The sequence below is a fragment of the Streptomyces sp. NPDC039424 genome (assembly GCF_055639495.1).
The window spans coordinates 789,294-810,222 of record NZ_JBVKAI010000001.1; the positions used below are offsets into that span (position 1 = coordinate 789,294).

The 20,929-nt window shown below is 73.9% G+C and carries 20 protein-coding genes; 14 read left to right on the forward strand and 6 right to left on the reverse strand.

Going from position 1 to position 20,929, the window contains the following annotated elements; genetic code table 11:
- Window positions 1-31: 31 nt before the first annotated feature.
- The 3 genes from ACZ7L0_RS03645 to ACZ7L0_RS03655 all read left to right on the forward strand — a co-directional run bounded on the left by ACZ7L0_RS03645 (window position 32) and on the right by ACZ7L0_RS03655 (window position 3,334).
- On the forward strand, window positions 32-829 hold the full coding sequence (locus ACZ7L0_RS03645) for a slipin family protein (RefSeq protein WP_471240739.1): 798 nt from the start codon (window positions 32-34) through the stop codon (window positions 827-829).
- Window positions 830-884: 55 nt separating this feature from the next.
- The gene (locus ACZ7L0_RS03650) at window positions 885-2,405 is read left to right on the forward strand and encodes an FAD-dependent oxidoreductase (protein ID WP_471240740.1); all 1,521 of its coding nucleotides are present in this window, start codon (window positions 885-887) and stop codon (window positions 2,403-2,405) included.
- 86 nt (window positions 2,406-2,491) lie between these two features.
- The gene (locus ACZ7L0_RS03655) at window positions 2,492-3,334 is read left to right on the forward strand and encodes a polysaccharide deacetylase family protein (protein WP_471240741.1); all 843 of its coding nucleotides are present in this window, start codon (window positions 2,492-2,494) and stop codon (window positions 3,332-3,334) included.
- Window positions 3,335-3,377: 43 nt separating this feature from the next.
- Here the strand turns inward: ACZ7L0_RS03655 and ACZ7L0_RS03660 are convergent, their stop codons facing one another.
- Both ACZ7L0_RS03660 and ACZ7L0_RS03665 read right to left on the reverse strand, forming a co-directional pair.
- Entirely contained in the window at window positions 3,378-4,049 is a 672-nt protein-coding gene (locus ACZ7L0_RS03660; RefSeq protein ID WP_471240742.1) for an ABC transporter, read from the reverse strand.
- Window positions 4,046-4,918, reverse strand: coding sequence for an ABC transporter ATP-binding protein (locus tag ACZ7L0_RS03665; RefSeq protein WP_471240743.1), 873 nt, complete (start codon window positions 4,916-4,918; stop codon window positions 4,046-4,048). Before ACZ7L0_RS03665 ends, ACZ7L0_RS03660 begins: the two co-directional genes overlap by 4 nt.
- Window positions 4,919-4,989: 71 nt before the next feature.
- Between ACZ7L0_RS03665 and ACZ7L0_RS03670 the strand changes: the two genes are divergently transcribed.
- The 5 genes from ACZ7L0_RS03670 to ACZ7L0_RS03690 all read left to right on the forward strand — a co-directional run bounded on the left by ACZ7L0_RS03670 (window position 4,990) and on the right by ACZ7L0_RS03690 (window position 10,726).
- Window positions 4,990-5,706, forward strand: coding sequence for an aminoacyl-tRNA hydrolase (locus tag ACZ7L0_RS03670; protein ID WP_471240744.1), 717 nt, complete (start codon window positions 4,990-4,992; stop codon window positions 5,704-5,706).
- Between the two features lie 131 nt (window positions 5,707-5,837).
- On the forward strand, window positions 5,838-7,148 hold the full coding sequence (locus ACZ7L0_RS03675; RefSeq protein WP_471240745.1) for an MbnB/TglH/ChrH family RiPP precursor modification enzyme: 1,311 nt from the start codon (window positions 5,838-5,840) through the stop codon (window positions 7,146-7,148).
- A gap of 137 nt (window positions 7,149-7,285) precedes the next feature.
- Window positions 7,286-8,056, forward strand: coding sequence for a DUF4142 domain-containing protein (locus ACZ7L0_RS03680; RefSeq protein WP_471240746.1), 771 nt, complete (start codon window positions 7,286-7,288; stop codon window positions 8,054-8,056).
- A 96-nt stretch (window positions 8,057-8,152) separates the two neighbouring features.
- Window positions 8,153-8,938, forward strand: a complete 786-nt coding sequence (locus ACZ7L0_RS03685) for a TIGR04222 domain-containing membrane protein (protein WP_471240747.1) — start codon at window positions 8,153-8,155, stop codon at window positions 8,936-8,938.
- A 132-nt stretch (window positions 8,939-9,070) separates the two neighbouring features.
- A complete protein-coding gene (locus ACZ7L0_RS03690) occupies window positions 9,071-10,726 on the forward strand; it encodes an alpha/beta hydrolase (RefSeq protein WP_471240748.1) in 1,656 nt (551 codons plus the stop codon).
- Here the strand turns inward: ACZ7L0_RS03690 and hemQ are convergent, their stop codons facing one another.
- Together hemQ and hemG are read right to left on the reverse strand one after the other, a co-directional pair.
- A complete protein-coding gene (gene hemQ / locus ACZ7L0_RS03695) occupies window positions 10,727-11,458 on the reverse strand; it encodes a hydrogen peroxide-dependent heme synthase (protein ID WP_471240749.1) in 732 nt (243 codons plus the stop codon).
- 5 nt (window positions 11,459-11,463) lie between these two features.
- Window positions 11,464-12,921: a protoporphyrinogen oxidase gene (hemG, locus tag ACZ7L0_RS03700; RefSeq protein ID WP_471240750.1), complete on the reverse strand. Its 1,458-nt coding sequence runs from the start codon at window positions 12,919-12,921 to the stop codon at window positions 11,464-11,466.
- A 160-nt stretch (window positions 12,922-13,081) separates the two neighbouring features.
- Here hemG and ACZ7L0_RS03705 point away from each other — a divergent pair, with 160 nt between their 5' ends.
- Together ACZ7L0_RS03705 and ACZ7L0_RS03710 are read left to right on the forward strand one after the other, a co-directional pair.
- Window positions 13,082-14,068 (forward strand): DUF4349 domain-containing protein, encoded by a 987-nt coding sequence (locus ACZ7L0_RS03705; RefSeq protein ID WP_471240751.1) that lies wholly within the window; start codon window positions 13,082-13,084, stop codon window positions 14,066-14,068.
- Between the two features lie 37 nt (window positions 14,069-14,105).
- A complete protein-coding gene (locus ACZ7L0_RS03710) occupies window positions 14,106-15,506 on the forward strand; it encodes an FAD-dependent oxidoreductase (RefSeq protein WP_471240752.1) in 1,401 nt (466 codons plus the stop codon).
- Here the strand turns inward: ACZ7L0_RS03710 and ACZ7L0_RS03715 are convergent.
- Window positions 15,503-15,805 (reverse strand): hypothetical protein, encoded by a 303-nt coding sequence (locus tag ACZ7L0_RS03715; protein ID WP_471240753.1) that lies wholly within the window; start codon window positions 15,803-15,805, stop codon window positions 15,503-15,505. The two genes, ACZ7L0_RS03710 and ACZ7L0_RS03715, sit on opposite strands and share 4 nt — an antisense overlap.
- Window positions 15,806-15,897: 92 nt before the next feature.
- Between ACZ7L0_RS03715 and ACZ7L0_RS03720 the strand changes: the two genes are divergently transcribed.
- Window positions 15,898-16,722, forward strand: coding sequence for a rhomboid family intramembrane serine protease (locus ACZ7L0_RS03720; protein WP_471240754.1), 825 nt, complete (start codon window positions 15,898-15,900; stop codon window positions 16,720-16,722).
- Between the two features lies 1 nt (window position 16,723).
- Here the strand turns inward: ACZ7L0_RS03720 and hemE are convergent, their stop codons facing one another.
- Window positions 16,724-17,800, reverse strand: a complete 1,077-nt coding sequence (gene hemE / locus ACZ7L0_RS03725) for a uroporphyrinogen decarboxylase (RefSeq protein ID WP_471240755.1) — start codon at window positions 17,798-17,800, stop codon at window positions 16,724-16,726.
- Between the two features lie 106 nt (window positions 17,801-17,906).
- Here hemE and ACZ7L0_RS03730 point away from each other — a divergent pair, with 106 nt between their 5' ends.
- From ACZ7L0_RS03730 to ACZ7L0_RS03740, 3 genes are all read left to right on the forward strand, one after another.
- Window positions 17,907-18,584, forward strand: coding sequence for a DUF3000 domain-containing protein (locus ACZ7L0_RS03730; protein ID WP_471240756.1), 678 nt, complete (start codon window positions 17,907-17,909; stop codon window positions 18,582-18,584).
- A gap of 250 nt (window positions 18,585-18,834) precedes the next feature.
- Window positions 18,835-19,497, forward strand: a complete 663-nt coding sequence (locus ACZ7L0_RS03735) for a LuxR C-terminal-related transcriptional regulator (protein ID WP_471240757.1) — start codon at window positions 18,835-18,837, stop codon at window positions 19,495-19,497.
- Between the two features lie 136 nt (window positions 19,498-19,633).
- Window positions 19,634-20,923, forward strand: coding sequence for an HRDC domain-containing protein (locus ACZ7L0_RS03740; protein WP_471240758.1), 1,290 nt, complete (start codon window positions 19,634-19,636; stop codon window positions 20,921-20,923).
- Window positions 20,924-20,929: the final 6 nt, after the last annotated feature.

Genomic DNA, 20,929 nt, shown 5'->3' on the forward strand with positions numbered 1-20,929 from the left:
GACGATGCCTCTGAGGGTGGAGGAGGTCGTCATGATCCAGGAACTGGTGGGGGCGCTCGCCGCAGCCGGTGCCGCGGGCCTGGTGTACCTGGCCGCGGCGGCGCGGGTCGTCAAGCAGTACGAGCGCGGGGTGGTCTTCCGGCTCGGCCGGGTCATCGACACCCAGCGGCAGCCCGGCTTCACCATGGTGGTCCCCTGGGTCGACCGGCTGCGCAAGGTCAACATGCAGATCGTCACGATGCCGGTGCCCGCGCAGGAGGGCATCACCCGCGACAACGTCACCGTGCGGGTGGACGCGGTCGTCTACTTCAAGGTCGTCGACCCCGTCAGCGCGATCGTCCGGGTCGAGGACTACCGGTTCGCGGTCTCGCAGATGGCCCAGACCTCTCTCCGGTCCATCATCGGCAAGAGCGACCTCGACGACCTGCTGTCCAACCGCGAGAAGCTCAACCAGGGCCTTGAGTTGATGATCGACAGCCCGGCCGTGGAGTGGGGCGTCACCATCGACCGGGTCGAGATCAAGGACGTGTCCCTGCCCGACACGATGAAGCGCTCCATGGCCCGCCAGGCCGAGGCCGACCGCGAACGCCGGGCCAGGATCATCAACGCCGACGCCGAACTGCAGGCCTCCAGAAAGCTGGCCGAGGCGGCACAGCAGATGGCCGACACCCCCTCCGCCCTGCAGCTGCGGCTGCTGCAGACAGTCATGGCGGTGGCGGCCGAGAAGAACTCCACCCTGGTGCTGCCCATCCCGGTGGAGCTGCTGCGGTTCCTGGAGAAGGGCCAGCAACAGACCGCGATCGGCGACGCGGGGCCGCGTCGCGAATAGTCCGGGGTGAGGGCGGGACGAGTCGGCTTTCGCCGGGACGGGGTACCCGGCGGGCATGAGCGAGCACCGGCACCTCAGTGGTTCCTACTGGCTGGAGACGGCACCGGGGCCGTCCCGGCCCGCCCTGACCGAGGACCTGGACGTCGACGTGGCCGTGATCGGCGCGGGCGTGGCCGGGTTGAGCACGGCGTACGAGCTGACGCGGGCCGGGCTCGGCGTGGCGGTGCTGGAGGCGCGGCGGACGGCGGCCGGCGTCACCGGGCACACCACGGCCAAGCTGACCGCGCTGCACACACTGATCTACGACAAGCTGCGCCGCACCCGGGGACCGGAGGGCGCGCGGCTGTACGCCCGCTCCCAGTCCGAGGCGATCGAGCACGCCGCCGCGCTGGTGGAGGAGCTCGGCATCGACTGCGACTGGGAGACCCGGAGCGCCTACACGTACGTCCGTGACGAGGGCCGGGTGGACGAGGTGCGGGCCGAGGCGGAGGCCGCGCGCGAGGCCGGGCTGCCCGCCTCGTTCGTGACGGAGACGGGTCTGCCGTTCCCGGTGGCGGGCGCGGTCCGGGTGACCGGGCAGGCCCAGTTCCATCCGCGCAAGTACCTGCTGGCCCTCGTGGACGACCTGCTCGCCCGCGGCGGGCAGGTGTACGAGGACACCACGGTCACCGGCCTGGAGGAGGGCGAGCCGTGCCGGCTGACGACCGCCTCGGGCGCCACGGTGACCGCCCGGCACGTCGTGGTCGCCACCCACTACCCCGTCTTCGACCGCGCTCTGCTCTTCACCCGCCTCTCCCCGCGCCGCGAACTGGTCGTCGCCGCAAGCCTCGACGCGAACCGGGACCCGGACGGCATGTACATCACGCCCGAGGAGAACACCCGCTCGGTGCGCACCGCGCCGTACGGGCAGGACGGGCAGCGGCTGCTCGTCGTCACCGGGGAGCACTTCACGCCGGGCACCGGCGACACCCCGGCCCGGTTCGAGCGCCTGGAGGCCTGGGCGGGCGAGCACTTCCCCGGGGTGGAGCTCAGCCACGCCTGGGCCACCCAGGACAACGACCCGACCGACACCGTGCCGCTGGTCGGCCCGCTGCACCCGGGCGCCCGGCACACCTACGTCGCCACGGGCTTCGGCGGCTGGGGGCTGAGCGGCGGCATGATGGCCGGCCTGCTGCTGACCTCGCTGATCACCGGCCGGGAGTGCCCGTGGCGGGAGCTGTACGACCCGCGCCGGCTGAAGTCGGCCGTGCGCGAGGCGCCGTCGTTCCTCAAACACCAGGCACAGGTGGCCCGGCACTTCGTCGGCGACCGGCTGCGGCCGGCGCCGTCCGTGGAGGAGGTCGGCCGGGGCGAGGGCGCGGTGGTCCACGCGGGCCATGAGCGGCTGGCCGTCCACCGTGACGAGGGCGGCCATCTGCACGCCCTGTCCGCCCGGTGCACCCACCTGGGCTGCCTGGTCGCCTTCAACGCGGCCGAACGCGCCTGGGAGTGCCCTTGCCACGGCTCCCGCTTCGACGTCGACGGCAAGGTGATCCAGGGACCGGCGACCAAGCCGCTGGAGCAGCGGGACGTGTGACCGGGCTGCCGCCGGGCGGGTGACCGTGCGGCCGGGCCGTACCGCATATCGTCATACATCGGGAGATCCAGTCCTACGTTCGTACGATGATCCCACTGGTACGACGCATCACCGCGGTCTGCGCCCTGAGCGCCGCCCTCGCCGCCTGCGGCACCGCCGGGGCACCCCCCGCCGGCCGTCCCGCTCCCGCCGAGCCCGCCCCGGCCGCCGCCCGGCCGCCCACCCTCGCCCCCGGCCCGGGCGGTCTGACCCCGGTCTTCGAGAACGGGCCCCGTACGAAGGACAGGACGGTCGCGCTGACCTTCGACGCCGACATGACCGCCGACCAGGGGCCGCGCGCGGCGGCGGGCGAGCACTTCGACAACCCGGCGCTGATCGCCACCCTGCGCGCGCTGAAGGTGCCGGCCACCGTCTTCATGACCGGCCGGTGGGCGGACCAGTACCCGGACCAGGCCCGCGACCTCGGCCGTGACCCGCGGTTCGAGGTCGCCAACCACTCCTACAGCCACTACGCGTTCACCGGTGACTGCTACGGACTGCCGACCGTCTCCGCGGACCGGATGCGCTCGGACGTGGAGCGGGCGTACACCGCCATCCGCAAGGCGGGCGTGCCGCACCCGATGCCGTACTTCCGGTTCCCCGGCGGCTGTTACGACCGGCAGGCGCTGCACGCGCTCAGCGGCCTCGGGGTCACGGCCGTGCAGTGGGACGTGGTCAGCGGCGACGCGTTCGCCACGGACACGGACGCGGTGGCCCGGCAGGTGCTGGACGGGGTGAAGCCGGGCTCGGTCGTGGTCATGCACTGCACCCGCAGCGCCGCCCCCACGACCGAGCGGGCCGTGCGCGCGATCGTGCCGGAACTGCGCAAGCGGGGCTTCAGATTCGTGAAGGTCTCCGAGCTGATCGCGGCCACGGGCGCACGCCACTGACCGGCCTAGGCGGGGGAGGCCCGAGGCGCAGCGCAGCGCCTGCTCAGGGTGACCGGCGGGCGGTGAGCGCGCAGGCCACGGCCGTGGCCGCGGCGGCGAACAGGGCGGCCCCGGCCAGGGGGAGCAGCGGCACCGGGACCTGCCCGGACTGCGAGCCGGTGACCAGGCCGCCCACCGCCGCCTGTGCCGGGGAGCCCGCCATCACCAGCGACAGCAGCGCGGCCAGCAGCATGGTGGGCACCGCCCGGCCGGGCGAGCGCAGCAGCGGCCAGTTGGTGAGGGCGCCGACGGCCGTGCCCAGCAGGGTGCAGGCCAGCGCGGCCAGGATCCCGGCCGCGCCCGCCTCGACGCGCGGGACGTGGACGCGGTGACCGGAGCTCACGGGATCGCTGATCAGCGTCACGACCACGGTGGCCGCCGCGCCGAGCGCCGCCGACGCGGACAGGGCCACGAGCAGACAGGCGAGGTGGGCCCGGGCGGGCCCGGTCGCCGCGGCGACGCAGGTGCGGGCCGCGGGCGGCTCGCCCGTGACGCAGATCCGCACCAGCCAGGCGGCGACCGGCAGCAGGGCGGCGGCGGTGTAGCCGAGCGAGTCGAGCACCGGCTGCCCGGACTGCACGCCGACGGCCAGGAAGGCCGCGTACAGGATGACCGGCGGCAGCCAGCGCTGGGAGCGCATCAGCAGGGCGGCGTGGTAGTGCAGCAGAGGCGTCATGGGCGGCCTTCGGGGTCGAGGGGGGTGTCGCCGGGGCGCACGCTGACCACGTGCCAGGGCGGGCGGGCCGTCAGCAGGGCGCGCAGGACGACGTCCGAGTGGGAGGCGGGGACGGTGAGCCGGTGGGTGCCGGGCGTCTCCTCCTCGGCCGAGGTGACCGCCCGCGCGGCCGCGTCCGGAAGCCGGCCGCCCGGCGGGCCCTGCACGGTGACGAGCGTGTGCGGGCCGGTGGGTGAAGCGGGGCGCGCGCTGCGGCGGTCGAGGGTGCCGTCGACGACCGTGTACGTCGCGTGGGCCGCCCCCTCCAGACGGCGCGGGTCGTGGTCGACGAAGACCACGGCACCCCCGGCGGCGGTGCGCTCGGCGACGGCCCGTTCCAGCTCGGCCCGGGCCGCCGCGTCCAGTCCCGTCCAGGCCTCGTCGAGGACCAGCAGCTCCGGGCCGGCGAGCAGGGCCTGCGCGACCGCCACCTTCTGGCTGCTGCCCTTGGAGAGCTCGGCCATCGGGCTGCCGGCGTACGCTCCCGCGCCGAAGCGGTCCAGCCATTCGGCCGCCGCCCGGGGTGCCGCCGTACGGGACAGGCCGTGCACGCGGCCCAGGTGGGTCAGGTAGTCGACGGCGGTGAAGGGGAGGGCCGAGGGGAACCGCTCCGGGACGTAGGCGGTGCGGGGGCGGCCGGTGACGCGGCCCTCGGTGGGGGCGTCGATTCCGGCGAGCAGGCGCAGGAGTGTGGACTTGCCGGTGCCGTTGGCGCCTTCGACGCGGGTGAGGGTTCCGGCGGCGAGGGTCAGATGGACGTCTCTCAGCACCCAGGGACCGCGCAGGCCGTAGCGGCGGCCCACGCCCTCCAGTCTCAGCTCGTGTTCCATGGCGGCGATCCCCGCTCCCCCGTCCGTACGCGCACGGAAGAACCGATCTTCCGCCTGGCAGACTGGAGGACGTGACCAGCGACCCCACCGTTCCCGGCGACAGTCCCTTCCGCTCCGAGCGCACCGCGCGCGACGAGGCTCCGCAGTTCGTGCTGCCCCTCGTGGCGCGGATCGAGAAGGCGGCGCCGCCCGCGCGCACCGACGCGCTGGAGACCGCCGCCCGTGCCGTGCTGACGATCCTCGGCGACGAGCGGTCGGCGGGCGACGGGGAGTGGGCGCGGGCCATGCGGGACTGGGAGGACGCCCGGATCCGGAAGGTGGTCAGGCGGGCCCGGGGAGCCGAGTGGCGCCGGGCCGAGGCGCTGCCCGGAATCACGGTCACGGGCAAGTCGGCGGAGGTTCGGGTCTTCCCGCCCGTTCCGCTGGACGGCTGGCCCAAGGATCTGGCCAAGCTGCAGGTGTCCGGCACCGAACTGGACGACCCCGAACCGCCCGCGGACGCCGACCCCATGGCGCCCGTGCTGTGGCTGAACCCGGACCTGGAGATGTCGGCGGGCAAGGCGATGGCCCAGGCCGGCCACGGGGCCCAACTCGCCTGGTGGGCACTGCCCGACGAGGACCGTATCGCCTGGCGCGACGCGGGCTTCCCCCTCTCGGTTCGCACCGCCGGGCCGGCGCACTGGCCCGGACTGACCCGCTCCGGCCTGCCGTTGGTCCGCGACGCGGGCTTCACGGAGATCGCCCCCGGCTCCTGCACGGTGGTCGCCGACCATCCGGCGCTGCGGTGACCGACGGTCGCGCCGGGCGCCGGGGGCGCGAACCTCAAATGTTGCTCTGAAGGTACGGGTCGCGCGGTTCGGGCCGCGGTGCCGGGGCCATACCCCCCTCACGCCGGAACACGGGTGAGAGGGGGCGGGCGATGCAGCGACTGGGGACGGGGATCGGCTGGCGGCCGGAGATCGCGGACGCCGTGGAGCGCATGCCGGGCATCGACTGGGTCGAGGTGGTGGCGGAGAACGTGTGCCCGGGGCACCTCCCCGAGTCGCTGCGGCGGTTGCGCGAGCGTGGGGTGACCGTGGTGCCGCACGGCGTCTCGCTCGGTCTCGGGGGCGCCGACCGGCCGGACGAGGGGCGGCTGGCCGCGCTGGCCGAGCGGGTGGCGGCGCTGGGCTCGCCGTTGGTCACCGAGCACATCGCGTTCGTCCGGGCGGGCGGCCCGCTGACCGCCTCCCCGTACCTGGAGGCGGGTCACCTGCTGCCCGTGCCCCGCACCCGGGACGCCCTCGACGTGCTGTGCGAGAACGTGCGCATCGCCCAGGACGCCCTGCCCGTGCCGCTCGCCGTGGAGAACATCGCCGCGCTGATCGCCTGGCCCGGCGAGGAGATGACCGAGGGGCAGTTCCTGTACGAACTGGCCGACCGCACCGGGGTGCGGCTGCTCATCGACGTGGCGAACCTGCACACCAACCACGTCAACCGGGCCGAGGATCCGGCCAAGGCGCTGGCCGAACTGCCCCTGGAGGCCATCGCGTACGTGCATGTCGCGGGCGGCTTCGAGCGGGACGGCGTCTGGCACGACAGCCACGCCCACCCCGTGCCGCGGCCGGTCCTCGACATCCTCACCGACCTCGCCTCCCGCGTCGACCCGCCCGGTGTGCTGCTGGAGCGGGACGAGAACTTCCCCGAACCAGCCGAACTGGAGCGGGAGTTGAGGGCGATCCGGGGAGCCGTGGCGAAGGGGCGGGTGACCGTGGCGGGCACCGTCGCGCCGGTGGCCGCCGCGGGTGAGGCGCCTCGTCCGGCCGGTACCGACGCGGCCCGCCAGCGGCTCGGGCTCGCGCAGGCCTCGATGCTGTCCGCGCTGGTGGCCGGGACTCCGGTGCCGGAGGGGTTCGACCGGACGCGGATGCGGGTGCAGGCGCGGGCGCTCGCGGCCAAGCGGGCCGACGTGGTGGCGAAGGTCGCGCCCGAACTGCCGGAGATCCTCGGGGAGGGGTACCGGGCCGCGTTCCTCGGCTATGCCCAGGCGCGGCCGATGACCGGGGGGTACCGGCAGGACGCGCTGGACTTCGCGGGACACCTGCTGTTCACGGGGGAGTTCGCGGACGCCGGAACGCGGCGGGAGCTGCGGGAGTGGTGGCTGGAGCGGTCCGGGCCGGTGCCGCGCTCCCGGCGGCCGGTGGTGCGGGCCGCCCGCGCGGCGCGGAGGGTGCTGCTGCGGCGCGGGTGAACGGTGTTGCCCAGTTCACGTCCGATATAGCGATGTTTGCCGCCATATGCCGTACGGCAGTTGGAGTGGAGGCGAAGTAATATGCCAGTCCCGCACCCGTAGGAGTACTGGCGTGCGGTGCCGCGACAGGAGGCACCATGCGACCGCGACCCCCCATCAAGGGCCGAGGCATATTCAGCGGCACCGGGATCATCATCTCGGGCCTGGCGGCGACCGTCGTGGCGCTGGCCTTCCCGCTGTGGTCGTACACCGACCGGCCGGAGACGGCCGGCGCGGACGTGCTGAGCGCGGACACGGTCCTGACGCGGTACGGCCCGCTGTCCGCACAGGACCGGGACTTCGTCACCAAGGTCCGGCTGGCCGGGCTGTGGGAACTGCCCGCCGGCCGGATGGCACAGGAGAAGGGCACCACGCCGGCCGTGCGGACGGCCGGGCGGCATCTGGTCGACGGCCACACCTTCCTGGACGAGCGCGTCCGTGACGTCGCCGCCCAGCTGGGCCTGGCACTGCCCAACGAGCCCAACGAGCAGCAGAAGCAGTGGCTCGCCACCCTGAAGGCGGCGCAGGGGGAGGACTTCGACCGGAAGTTCGCCAACATCCTGCGGCTCGCGCACGGCAGGGTGTTCTCGGTGGTCGCCCAAGTGCGCGCCGGCACGCAGAACTCACAGGTGCGCCTCCTCGCCGACGACGCCAACACGACCGTCCTGGACCACATCAAGGTCCTGGAGGCCACGGGGTACGTGGACTTCGCCGCGCTGGCCCGGGACCTCGCCGCGAGCGGCACCCCCTCCCCCGGCTCCGGCGTGCCGGGCGTCGGCCCCGGCTCCCCGGTCCCGGTCACCCCCTCGCCGTTCCCGAGCTACTCCCTTCCGCCCGCCGCCTCCAGCCCGCCACCGAGCGGCTCCTGACCTGCGGGTCAAGCGGAACGTCACGGACCGGCAACACTGCGTCCGAATCGTGAACAGGGCATGGAAATTCGCAGACCACTGGCATAGAAACTTGTCATGTTCTGGGTCCTTCTCCTGCTGCTCGCCTGGGCCGTCACCGGCACGGCGTGCACGCGGCTGTGCCTGGCCGCCGTACGCGCGGCGGCCGTGGACACGGCGGACACGAGCGCGGGCCGGGGACACGATCTGACGCTGTACGAGGCGGCGTTCCTGTCCGGCGGACCCGCCCGGGTCGCCGATCTGACCCTCGTCTCGATGGCCCGGCAGCGGCGGCTGCTGCTCGCGCACACCGGCTGGGCGACCGTCGTCGACCCGCGCGGACGCGACGAGATGGAGCGGTCGGTGATAGGCGCCATAGGACCGGAGGGGCAGTGCCGGATCGAGCCGGTGCGGTCCGCCGCGGCGGGCGCGGACGCCGTCCGGAGCCTCGCCGACGGCCTGGTGCGCGCGGGGCTCGCGGTGCCCGACGGGGCGCGTACGACCGTCGCGGCGGGCGTCCGACAGGTGCGCGCCGCCGCCCTGGCCGTCCTCGCGCTGGGCGCGACCGCGCTGCTGACACCCGCCGAGACGGACATGCCGCGCGACCTGGTCGCCCTGTGGTTCGCGCTCCCCCTCACCCTGGCCCTGAGCTGTCTGGCCATAGCCCGGGTCGAGGTGCACCCGTACTCGCGCTGGGCCTCCCCGGCCGGACAGCGGCTGCTCGACGCGCTGACCCGGCGCACCGGCGGCTGCGGCGACGACCGCGGCTACCTCACCTCCGTCGCCGTACGCGGCGTCCGCGCGATCGGTGAACCGGAACTGCGCGCGGCCTTCGCACACCGCGACCAGCCCTGGCGGGAGTGAGCGCGCCACCCGGGGGCGCGCGGGGGGCATTGGCTCCGACACCGGCCGGACGGTGCTTGCCTTCGCCGACGGCCGACCGAAACATCCCTTCTGCGTGGCGGTCCACCACCGCCTCCACCGAAGGGATACGCGATGCGAGCTGCCGCCCTCTACTCGGCCGCCGGGGCCCTGCTCCTGACCGCCCTCGGCGCCGGCCCCGCCGACGGGGCGCCCGGGGTCGAGGAGGCGGCGGAACTGCGCGGCACCGCGGTGGCCGCCGCGCGCGCCCTCGACGCCGGCATCGACTTCGGCGCGTGCGCCACCGGCCAGGACCAGGACCAGGAAGCACAGGACGGCCCGGAGTGCGGCACGGTGACCGTCCCGCTGGACTACGCGGACCCCGACGGCGAGCAGATCGAACTGACCGTCAGCCGGGTGCGGGCGACCCGCACGGACCCGCGGGGCAGCAAGCGCGAGGTGCCCCGCCAGGGCGCCCTCGTCTACAACCCCGGCGGTCCGGGCGCCTCCGGCATGGACTTCCCGCTGCTCGGCCGACTGCCCGAGTGGCGGCGCATCGCGGCGGCCTACGACCTCGTCGGGTACGCCCCGCGCGGGGTGGGCGGATCGGCGCCGCTGTCCTGCCAGGACCCCGAGCGCTTCCTCGGCGGCCCCGAGCAGTCGCCGACGCACCCCTCGGCGGCGTTCAAGCGGCAGGGCATCGCCCGCGCGAAGGCGTACGCGCGCGACTGCGGCCGGCGGGCCGGAGACGCGCTGCGGCACTACAACACCCTCAACAACGCCCGCGACCTGGACGTCCTGCGCGCCGCGCTGGGCGAGGAGAGGCTGACCTTCCTCGGCGCGTCGTACGGCACGTACTTCGGGTCGGTGTACGCGACGCTGTTCCCCTCGCACGTACGGCGGATGGTGCTGGACTCGGCGGTGAACCCGGACCCCGGGCGGATCTGGTACCGCGACAACCTGGCCCAGTCGGCCGCGTTCGAGAGCCGCTGGGCGGACTTCCGGGAGTGGATCGCCCGGCACGACGACGTGTACGGGCTCGGCGGCACGGCCGAGGAGGTGCGGCGCGGCTACGAGACGGCACGGGCGCGGCTGGCCGTCGAACCGGCGGGCGGGCGGGTCGGGCCCGGGCAGTTGCAGAGCGCGCTGCTGTCGGCCGCGTACTACGACGACTACTGGCCGAGCCGTGCCGCGGCGCTGTCGGCGTATCTGAAGGACCACCCGGAGCCGCTGATCGAGGTGGCCGCGCCGAGTCCGGAGACGGCCGCGGAGGCGGAGAACACCAACGCGGTCTACACGGCCGTCGAGTGCAACGACGCCCCCTGGCCGACCAACTGGGCGGTGTGGGACCGCGACAACACCCGGCTCGCGCGCGTGGCGCCCTTCGAGACCTGGGAAAACGTGTGGATGAACCTGCCGTGCGCCTACTGGCCGGCGCCCCGGCAGCGGCCCGTCGACGTGCGCACCGGGCCGGGTGAGCTGCCGCCGACGCTGATCCTGGCCGCCGAACGGGACGCGGCCACACCGTACGAGGGGGCGCTGGAGCTGCACCGGCGGCTGGCGGACTCGGTGCTGGTGACCGAGCGGGACTCCGGCGCGCACGGCATCGCGGGCGGCCCGAACCCGTGCGTCAACGCCTACCTCGACGCGTATCTGCTGGAGGGCCGCCTCCCGGTGCGGCACGCGGCCTGCGCACCGCACCCGGAACCACGGCCGGAGCCCCTTGCGGACGCCCCGTCCCACGAGCAGTCCCCGAGGGACCGGCCGGAGGGCCGGGCCGGCCGGCTGTGATCAGGCCAGACCCGCCACCAGCTCGCCGATGTCCTTGCGGCGGCCCGTGAAGAAGGGGACCTCCTCGCGGACGTGCATGCGGGCCTCGGAGGCGCGCAGATGGCGCATGAGGTCGACGATGCGGTACAGCTCGTCGGCCTCGAAGGCGAGGAGCCACTCGTAGTCGCCGAGGGAGAACGAGGCGACCGTGTTGGCGCGCACGTCCGGGTAGCCGCGGGCCATCTTGCCGTGGTCGGCGAGCATGCGGCGGCGGTCCTCGTCCGGCAGCAGGTACCAGTCGTAGGAGCGCACGAAGGGGTAGACGCTGACGTAGTTGCGCGGCGTCTCGTCGGCGAGGAACGCCGGGATGTGCGAGCGGTTGAACTCGGCCGGGCGGTGCAGCGCCATGTTCGACCAGACCGGCGTGAGGGCGCGGCCCAGCCTGGTGCGGCGGAAGAGGTTGTACGCCTCCTGGAGCTGGTCGCTGGTCTCGGCGTGCCACCAGATCATGAGGTCGGCGTCGGCACGCAGGCCGGAGACGTCGTACGTGCCGCGGATCGTCACGTCCTTCGCGGCGAGCTGGTCGAACAGCTCCTGGACCTCGTCGGCGTAGCCCGCGCGGTCCTCGGGGAGCACGTCCTTCAGCTTGAAGACCGACCAGAGCGTGTAGCGGATGACCTCGTTGAGGTCCTTGGCCAGCTTGCCCTTGTTCGGGATCCTGCCGGACTCGGTGGTGGGGGCGTCGTCACTCATGTCCCTCATTCTCCTGCTCCGCCGTGCAGACTCTGCACCGGGTTGGCGGTGAGCTCCTGCACACCGCTGAGATCGCCGCCCAGCTGGTCCACGGCGGCGTACGCGCTCGCTACGCACGCCGGGATGCCCACGCCGTCGTACTGCGCCCCGCACACCGCGAGGCCCGGCAGCTTGCCGATGTGCTCGCGGATGCGGGCCACGCGCGCGTGGTGGCCGACGGGGTACTGGGGCAGGCCGTCGCTCCAGCGGGTGACGCGGGTTTCCAGGGGCGTGGCGGCCAGGCCGGTGGCGGCACGCAGGTCCCGCCGGGAGACGTCGACCAGGTCGGCGTCCTCGTGCCCGAGGATCTCCGTCTCGCCGTACCGTCCGACGGAGGTGCGCAGCACGACCACGTCCGGGTCCTGCTCGGCGATCCAGCCCCACTTCTGGGAGGCGAAGGTGGAGGCCTTGATGGTGCGCCCGTCGACGGGGGGTACGAGGAAGCCGCTGCCGTCCGGCAGGGTGACCTCGGCGCGGCGGTAGGCGAGGGTGACCAGGGCCATGGAGGCGTACTCGACGGCCCGCAGTTCGGCGGCGGCCTCCGGGGACTCGGCCGCCAGCAGCCCGGCGGCGGCCGGGGCGGGCACGGCGACGATCACGGCGTCGGCGTGCAGGACGCGGTCACCGGCCGCCACCCGCCAGCCGCCGCCGGGTTCCCGGCGCAGTCCGCCCACCGGCGCGCCCGTGACGATCTCGCCGCCCCGGCCGCGCACCGACTCCGCGACCGCGAGCGGCAGCCGGCCCACGCCGCCCTCGATGCCCATGAACACCGGCCCGCCGGCCTGCGGCTGGGCGGCGGCCTTCGCCTGGATCTCGCGGACCGCCTCCGTCAGGGAGGTGTGGGTGCGCGCGGCCTGGAACAGCTGAGGCACCGCCGAGCGCATCGAGAGGCGGTAGGCGTCGCCCGCGTAGACCCCGCCCAGGAGGGGCTCGACCAGGCGGTCGACGACCTCGCGGCCGAGCCGGGCCGCCACGTACTCCCCCACCGCCACGTCCTCGCCGACCTCGGTGCGAGGCAGGTCGGCGTCGCGTTCGATGCGGGCGAGACCCTCGTCGGACAGCACGCCGGCCAGGGCGGCGGCGGTGCCGGGGACACCCATCACGTGTCCCTTGGGCATGGGGCGCAGGGCGCCGCGGGTCCAGATCGAGGCCGTCGCGGTGGCCGGCGGCCGGAGCCGGTCGGTCAGGCCCACCTCGCCCGCGAGGGCCACCGCCTCGGGGCGGCGCGCGAGCATCGACTCGGCGCCCAGGTCGACGCGGACGCCCGCGATCTCGCCGGGCAGCAGCTTGCCGCCGACCCGGTCCGACGCCTCCAGCACGGTCACCCGTGCCCCGCGCCGCAGCAGCCGGTGGGCGGCGGCGAGCCCGGCGATGCCGGCTCCGACGACGACGACATGGCCCGGGGCCGTACCTGATCCGCTCATGGCTCCACCCTCTCAGACGCCACCGCCGGTCCCGCCAGGGCCATGTGGCCCCGACGAGTCCGGACCGTGACCGCATCGGGACCGTATCCGGCCAACGTTTGGGCGGGCTCCCACGTCGAAGAAGCGTCAGTCGTCGACGACCCTCGGGGGGTACCGCCACATGCGCGCACCACGATCCGTACGACCCGTTCAGGCCCTGGCCGCCGTCCTGCTCGCCGCGTCCCTCGCCCTCGCCGGGTGCAGCGGCGCGGACGACATGAGCGGCGGCACCTCCGACGGCAAGGCCGACGCGGGGAGCGCCGCCGCGCCCGAGGGCGCCTCCGGTGGCAAGGCGCGCGGCGCGCAGGCCTCCAAGGCGCCCGCTCTCACCGCGACGCACATCATCCGCACCGCGTCCCTCACCGTGTGGGTCGCGGACGTGCCCAAGGCGCTGGACGAGGCCCGCGCCACCGCCGAGAACGCGGGCGGCTACGTCGGCAACGAGACCACCAGCCGGGACTCCGCGGGCCACGAGCGCACCCGGGTCGTGCTGCGGGTGCCCACCGACAAGTACGACGAGGTCCTCACCGACCTGGAGGGCGCGGGCAAGCTGGTCCACCGCGACTCCAAGGCGCAGGACGTCACCGACCAGGTCGTGGACGTCGACAGCCGCATCCGGTCGCAGCGGGCCAGCGTGGCCCGGGTCCGGGAGCTGATGGACCGGGCCACCAAGCTCAGTGACGTGGTCAGCCTGGAAGGGGAGTTGAGCAGCCGCGAGGCCGACCTGGAGGCGCTGCTGGCGCGGCAGGCGTCCCTGAAGGACCGCACGAGCCTGGCCACCATCACCCTGTCGCTGTCGCAGACCCCGGCGAAGAAGGCCGCGAAGAAGGACGACTCGCCCGGCTTCGTGGACGCCCTGGCGGGCGGCTGGCACGCGTTCGTCACGATGCTGCGCTGGATCGCCCTGGTCCTCGGCGCGGTGCTGCCGTTCGCGGTGCTCGCCGCGCTGCTGGTGCTGCTGTGGCTGCGGGTCGTACGGCCCCGGCTGCCGCGCCGTGCCCCCGCCGCGCCCGCGGCGCCCGCGCAGTGGGCCCCGCTGCCGACGGCCCGCCCGGCGCCGGGACCCGCGGCCCCGCAGGCGCCCGGTGACCGGGAAGAGGAGGGCTGAGCGCGACCGAAGTGCCCGGTGCCCTTAGCGTGTTCGCATGAGCATGAGCGGCGGGCGGGGCGGGACGGAACGACTGGTCGTGATCGGCGGCGACGCCGCGGGGATGTCCGCGGCGTCGCAGGCGCGCCGGCTGCGCGGACCCGACGAGCTGGAGATCGTGGCGTTCGAACGCGGTCACTTCACCTCCTACTCGGCGTGCGGCATCCCGTACTGGGTGGGCGGCGACGTCCCCGAGCGCGACCGGCTGATCGCGCGGACGCCCGAGGAGCACCGCGCGCGCGGGATCGACGTGCGGCTGCGCACCGAGGTCACGGAGATCGACCTGGACCGGCGCGGGGTACGGGCGCGTGACGTCGATTCCGGCGCCGAGTCCTGGACGTCGTACGACAAGCTCGTGATCGCCACCGGTGCCCGTCCGATCCGCCCGGACATGCCGGGCGCGGACGCCCCCGGGGTGCACGGCGTGCAGACCCTGGACGACGGTCAGGCCCTGCTCGACTCGCTGTCGCCCGCGCGTGGCCGGCGCGCGGTCGTCGTCGGCGCGGGCTACATCGGCGTGGAGATGGCCGAGGCGCTCATCAACCGCGGTTTCCGGGTGACGGTCGTCAACCGCGGCAAGGAGCCCATGTCGACGCTCGATCCGGACATGGGCCGCCTGGTGCACCGGGCCATGGAGGGCCTGGGCATCACCATGGTCGACGACGCCGAGGTCACCAAGGTGCTCACCGGGCCGGACGGCTGGGTGCGGGCGGTGGTCACCGAGGACGCCGAGTACCCGGCGGACGTGGTCGTGCTCGGCATCGGGGTGCGCCCGGAGACGGCCCTCGCGCGCGCGGCGGGCCTCCCCCTCGGCGACCACGGCGGGCTGCTCACCGACCGGGCCATGCGGGTGCGCGGCCACGAGGACATCTGGGCCGGCGGCGACTGCGTGGAGGTCCTGGACCTGGTCTCCGGCCAGGAGCGGCACATCCCGCTCGGCACCCACGCCAACAAGCACGGCCAGGTGATCGGCACCAACGTCGGCGGCGGTTACGCCACCTTCCCGGGCGTGGTCGGCACGGCGGTCAGCAAGGTCTGCGACCTGGAGATCGCCCGCACCGGCCTGCGCGAGAAGGACGCCCGCCGGGTCGGTCTGAGGTTCGAGACGGTCATCATCGAGTCGACCAGCCGGGCCGGGTACTACCCCGGCGCCTCCCCGATGACGGTCAAGATGCTGGCCGAGCACCGCACGGGACGGCTGCTCGGCATGCAGATCGTCGGCAGGGAGGGCGCGGGCAAGCGGGTCGACATCGCCGCGGTGGCCCTCACGGCGGGCATGACGGTGGAACAGATGACGTCCCTGGACCTGGGGTACGCCCCGCCGTTCTCACCGGTGTGGGACCCGGTACTGGTGGCTGCGAGAAAGGCGGCGGCGAAGGTACGCGCGGGGGCCGCCTAGGCGGTTCCGCTGATCCTCGGCAGGGAGGTCACGCCCGCGCTGGACGTCATGCCCGAGCCGGACGTCATGGCCGCGGGCTGCTCGCCGGCCGGCTTGGCGTGCGCGGCGGACGGCCGGGTCGAGCGCAGCCGGTGGCTCACCGCCTCGTCCAGGGTCACCGGCCGCTGCATCTGCGCGGCGAGCCGTCCCGCCTCCTGGCCGAGCCGGGCGACGTCCTCCCAGGGGAGCCGCACGACAAGGGAGAGCTCCGCCTCGCCGTCGGGCGTGGCGTGCATGGGAGGAGTAACTCGGTCGTTCATCGCCTGATCCTCACGTCGGTTGAGGAGAGATACGCACGGCCGCCCGCCCCTGTTCACCGGTTCGCGGGCCGCATCGGGGGCAGTACTTCTGTGTGGTCATCCCCGTCCATGACGTGAATCCCGTGCGCCGCACCCCCTGGGTGACATACGCGCTCATCGCCGCGAACGTCCTCGTGTTCCTGTCCACACCCGGCATCGCGGGATCCGTGGCCGGGGGCAGCGACCTGATGCGGCTGTGCCACCTCCAGGCCTTCATGGACCACTACGCGGCCGTCCCCAGAGAGCTGATCCACCATCAGCTGCCGCGGACGGTCCCGACGGGGGACGTGGGCGTGGGCCCGCACGGCCCGGGCTGCGTGGTGGGCCCGCCGGGCTACGACAAGTCGCCGCCCCTGTCGGTCTTCACCGCGATGTTCCTGCACGGCAGCTGGCTGCACCTGCTGGGCAACATGCTGTTCCTGCTGATCTTCGGCAACAACGTCGAGGACCGGATGGGCCACATCCGCTACTTCCTCTTCTACGTCGTCTGCGGCTACGCGGCCGGGTACGGCTTCGCGCTGCTCAACGCTTCCTCCGGTGACCCGCTGATCGGCGCCTCCGGGGCGATCGCCGGGGTCCTGGGCGCCTATCTGGTGCTGTTCCCGAAGGCCAGGGTGTGGGTGCTGGTGCCGTTCCTGATCTTCCTGCCGCTGCGGCTGCCCGCCTGGCTGGTGCTGGGGTTCTGGTTCGGGCTCCAGGCGGTGTACTCGTCCGGGCACGGCGTGTCCGGCGCGGGCACGGTGGCGTACTCGGCGCACGTCGTCGGCTTCGTCGCGGGCATGCTGCTCGCGCTGCCGCTGCGCCCGGGCACCCCGCCCCCGCCGGAGCCGCGCGGCCTGCTGTTCGGCAGGCAGGCCCGGCCCCGGCAGACCTGGTAGGTCAGCGGGCGGTGTGCGTGTGCACGTACTCCACCAGGCGGGTCAGCGCGTCCGGGTCCGTGGTGGGCATGACGCCGTGGCCGAGGTTGAAGACATGGCCCTCCAGGGAGGCGGCGGCGTCCAGGACCTCGCGGGTCTTGGTCTCGACGGCCTCCGTGGTGGCGAACAGGACCGTCGGGTCGAGGTTGCCCTGGAGCGCCTTGCCGGGGCCGACGCGGCGGGCGGCCTCGTCCAGCGGGACGCGCCAGTCGACGCCGACGACGTCCGCGCCGGCCTCGCCCATCAGGTTCAGCAGCTCGCCGGTGCCGACGCCGAAGTGGATGCGGGGGACGCCGTATCCCTCGACCGCCCGGAACACCTTCGCCGACGCGGGCATCACCGAGCGGCGGTAGTCGGCGGGGGCCAGCGCGCCGACCCAGGAGTCGAAGAGCTGGACCGCCGAGGCGCCCGCCTCGATCTGCACCTTCAGGAAGGCGGCGGTGATGTCCGCGAGGCGGTCGAGCAGGTCGGCCCAGAGTTCGGGGTCGCCGTACATCATCGCCTTGGCGTTCTCGTACGTGCGGGACGGGCCGCCCTCGACGAGATAGCTCGCGAGGGTGAACGGCGCGCCCGCGAAGCCGATCAGCGGTGTGCCGCCCAGTTCGCGGGTGAGCAGGCCGATCGCCTCGGTGACGTAGGAGACGTCCTCGGGGGTGAGGTCACGCAGCCGGGCGAGGTCGGCGCGGGTGCGGATCGGCTGCTCGACGACCGGGCCGACACCGGGCTTGATGTCGAGGTCGAGGCCGATGGCCTTCAGCGGTACGACGATGTCGCTGAAGTAGATCGCCGCGTCCACGCCGTGCCGGCGCACCGGCTGGAGCGTGATCTCGGTGACCAGTTCCGGCCGCATGCAGGACTCCAGCATCGGGATGCCCTCGCGCACCTTGCGGTACTCCGGCAGGGAGCGCCCGGCCTGCCGCATGAACCACACCGGCGTGTGCGGCACGGGCTCGCGCCTGCACGCCTTGAGGAAGGCGGAGTCGTACGTCGCGGACGGCCGGGTCGGCTGCCGGCCCGTGGAAGTCTCGTTGGCACTCACGGGGCAAGTCTCGCACGGCGGCGCAGGGGCCCCGGCCGGGGTCGGCGACCGGCGGCGCGGGGTGTCTGCCCTGCACGATGCCCCGGTTCCCCTTACTCTTCCCCGCATGGCTGCGGCTCAGGGACGACTGTCGGACGGCGCTGGCGGAATGGACGACGCGAAGGACACCGGGGAGGCGGACGGGCATACGGGCAGTGCGGCGCCACCGGCCTTCCGGGCGGCGGTCGAGGCGCTCCGGGCCGCCCGGCTGCGCCCGCAGATCGAGGTGGAGCCGACACCCGCCCCGCAGCGGCTCGCGCCCTTCGCGTACGCGCTGGAGGCAGCGGTCGTCGACGGCGACCAGGACCTCGCCGACGGCCGCCTGGTGCTGCTGCACGACCCGGACGGGCACGAGGCCTGGCGCGGCACGTTCCGGCTGGTGACGCTGGTGCGGGCCGAGCTGGAGCCGGAGATGGCCGCGGATCCGCTGCTGCCCGAGGTGTGCTGGTCGTGGCTGACCGGCGCCCTGCAGGCGCGCGGCCTCGCGTGCGGCGAGCCGAGCGGGACCGTCACGCGCGCGAGTTCGCACTACTTCGGCGGGCTGTCGGAGCGCCCCGCCGCCTCGCAGATCGAGATCCGCGCCTCGTGGACGCCCCGCGAGGGCCTGGGCGGCGCCCCGGACACCGCCGCCCATCTCACCGCCTGGTGCGACCTGCTGGCCCAGGTGGCGGGTCTGCCGCCGGCCGCCCCCGGTGACGCGTCGGTGGTGACCCTCCCGCAGCGCAGGGGACCGCAGTCCCGCTGACTCACCCGCGGTTGACCATCTCTTTGTCGATACGGCCACATTGCGATCCCGAATCGCATCCGCTCGAACCGACTCGATCTTCGCATGATCGATCGCGTGTCCGAATTGCACGGATTGTTACTCACTGGATCGTGATCATTCCCTAAAGGCGGACGCGTTTGCTGCCGAAGACGACTGTGACCTTGAAATCACGGTTCGTCCCGGCTTCATCCCCACGAGCCGGCCCCGTCCCCGCACCCCAGGAGGCCTGGTGTCCGTTCTCCTCGAGCAGCCCGCAAGCCTGGTCGCCTACCGCCCGAACAAGCCGACCGCCATGGTGGTCGTGGCCGACCCGCGCGTCCGCTCCACCGTCACCCGCCATCTGTGGGCGCTCGGTGTGCGCGATGTCATCGAGGCCTCGTCCATCGCGGAGGCTCGTCCCCGCATCGGCAACCCCCGCGACATCTGCGTCGCCGACGTCCACCTCCCCGACGGCTCCGGCCTGACCCTGCTGTCCGAGACCCGCGCCGCGGGCTGGCCCAACGGCCTCGCCCTCTCCGCCGCCGACGACATCGGCGCCGTGCGCAACGCCCTGGCCGGCGGCGTCAAGGGTTACGTCGTCACCGGCACCCGCACCAACATCGGGCTCCCCACCCGACCGGGCGCCGCCCCCATCGGCGCCGCCGCCGCCCGTATGCACCGCCGCCCCCCGGGTGCCCCGAGCCACCCGGGCGGCTACCGCGAACTGTCCGGCCGCGAGGTCGAGGTGCTGCGGCTGGTCGCGGAGGGCCAGTCGAACAAGGCGATCGGCGTCTCGATGGGCCTGTCCGCCCTGACCGTCAAGAGCCACCTCGCCCGAATCGCCCGCAAGCTCGGCACGGGCGACCGGGCCGGAATGGTCGCGGTGGCCCTGCGCACCGGGATCATCCACTGACCTCTCGATCATTCACCCATGTGAACCAGAACGCTTCACCCGCCTGACCGGATCCTGACTGGTTTACGACCCTCCGACGCCCGTCGACGGAACGTTCCGTCGACGGGCGCTGTCCACACACAGATACCCTTGACATGTGACCGACGCCCAAGAGACCGCAGCAGACATGCCACTGCGCACCACCGGAGGAACCCCTCCGGACGACGGCGGATCTTCTGCGACGGCGGCGCCGATCCCCTTGCTCGAGCCCCGCGAGGGCATCCCGCCGGTGATCGCCGACGAGGCCGCGCTGGCCGAGGTGGTCGCCGCCTTCGCCGCGGGCTCCGGCCCCGTCGCCGTCGACGCCGAGCGTGCCTCCGGCTACCGCTACGGCCAGCGCGCCTATCTGGTGCAGCTGCGCCGCGAGGGTGCCGGATCGGCGCTGATCGACCCCGTCGCCTGCCCCGACCTGTCCGGCCTCGGCGAGGCGCTGTCCGGCGCCGAGTGGGTGCTGCACGCGGCCACCCAGGACCTGCCCTGTCTGCGCGAGATAGGCATGATTCCCAGCCGCCTGTTCGACACCGAACTGGCCGGTCGGCTGGCCGGGTTCCCGAGGGTCGGCCTGGGCGCGATGGTCGAGGGCGTCCTGGGCTTCGTCCTGGAGAAGGGCCACTCCGCCGTCGACTGGTCGACCCGGCCGCTGCCCGAGCCGTGGCTGAGGTACGCCGCGCTGGACGTCGAGCTGCTGGTCGACCTGCGGGACGCGCTGGAGAAGGAGCTGGACCGGCAGGGCAAGCTGGAGTGGGCCCGGCAGGAGTTCGACGCCATCGCCTCCGCGCCGCCCGCCGAGCCGCGCAAGGATCCCTGGCGCCGGACCTCCGGTATGCACAAGGTGCGCCGGCGCCGGCAGCTCGCCGTGGTGCGCGAGCTGTGGGAGACGCGGGACCGTATCGCCCAGCGGCGGGACGTGTCGCCGGGCAAGGTGCTCAGCGACGCCGCCATCGTGGAGGCGGCGCTCTCCTCGCCCGCCAATGTGCACGCCCTCGCCGCGCTGAACGGGTTCGGGCACCGGATGGGGCGGCGGCAGCTGGAGCAGTGGCAGGCGGCGGTCGATCGCGCGAAGGCGCTGTCCGAGGCGCAGTTGCCGCAGCCGGGGCAGCCGGTCGTCGGTCCGCCGCCTCCCCGGGCCTGGGCCGACAAGGACCCCGCCGCCGCGGCTCGCCTCTCGGCGGCTCGGGCGGGGGTGTCCTCGCTGGCCGAGCGGCTCAACATGCCTCAGGAGAACCTGATCACCCCCGACACCGTGCGGCGCATCTGCTGGGAGCCGCCGAAGCTCGTGGACGAGGAGTCCGTGACCGCCGCACTCGCGGGCTACGGGGCACGGCCCTGGCAGGTCGAGCTGGTGACACCGGTGCTGGTCGCCGCGCTGGCCGCGCAGGAGGCCTAGTCACAG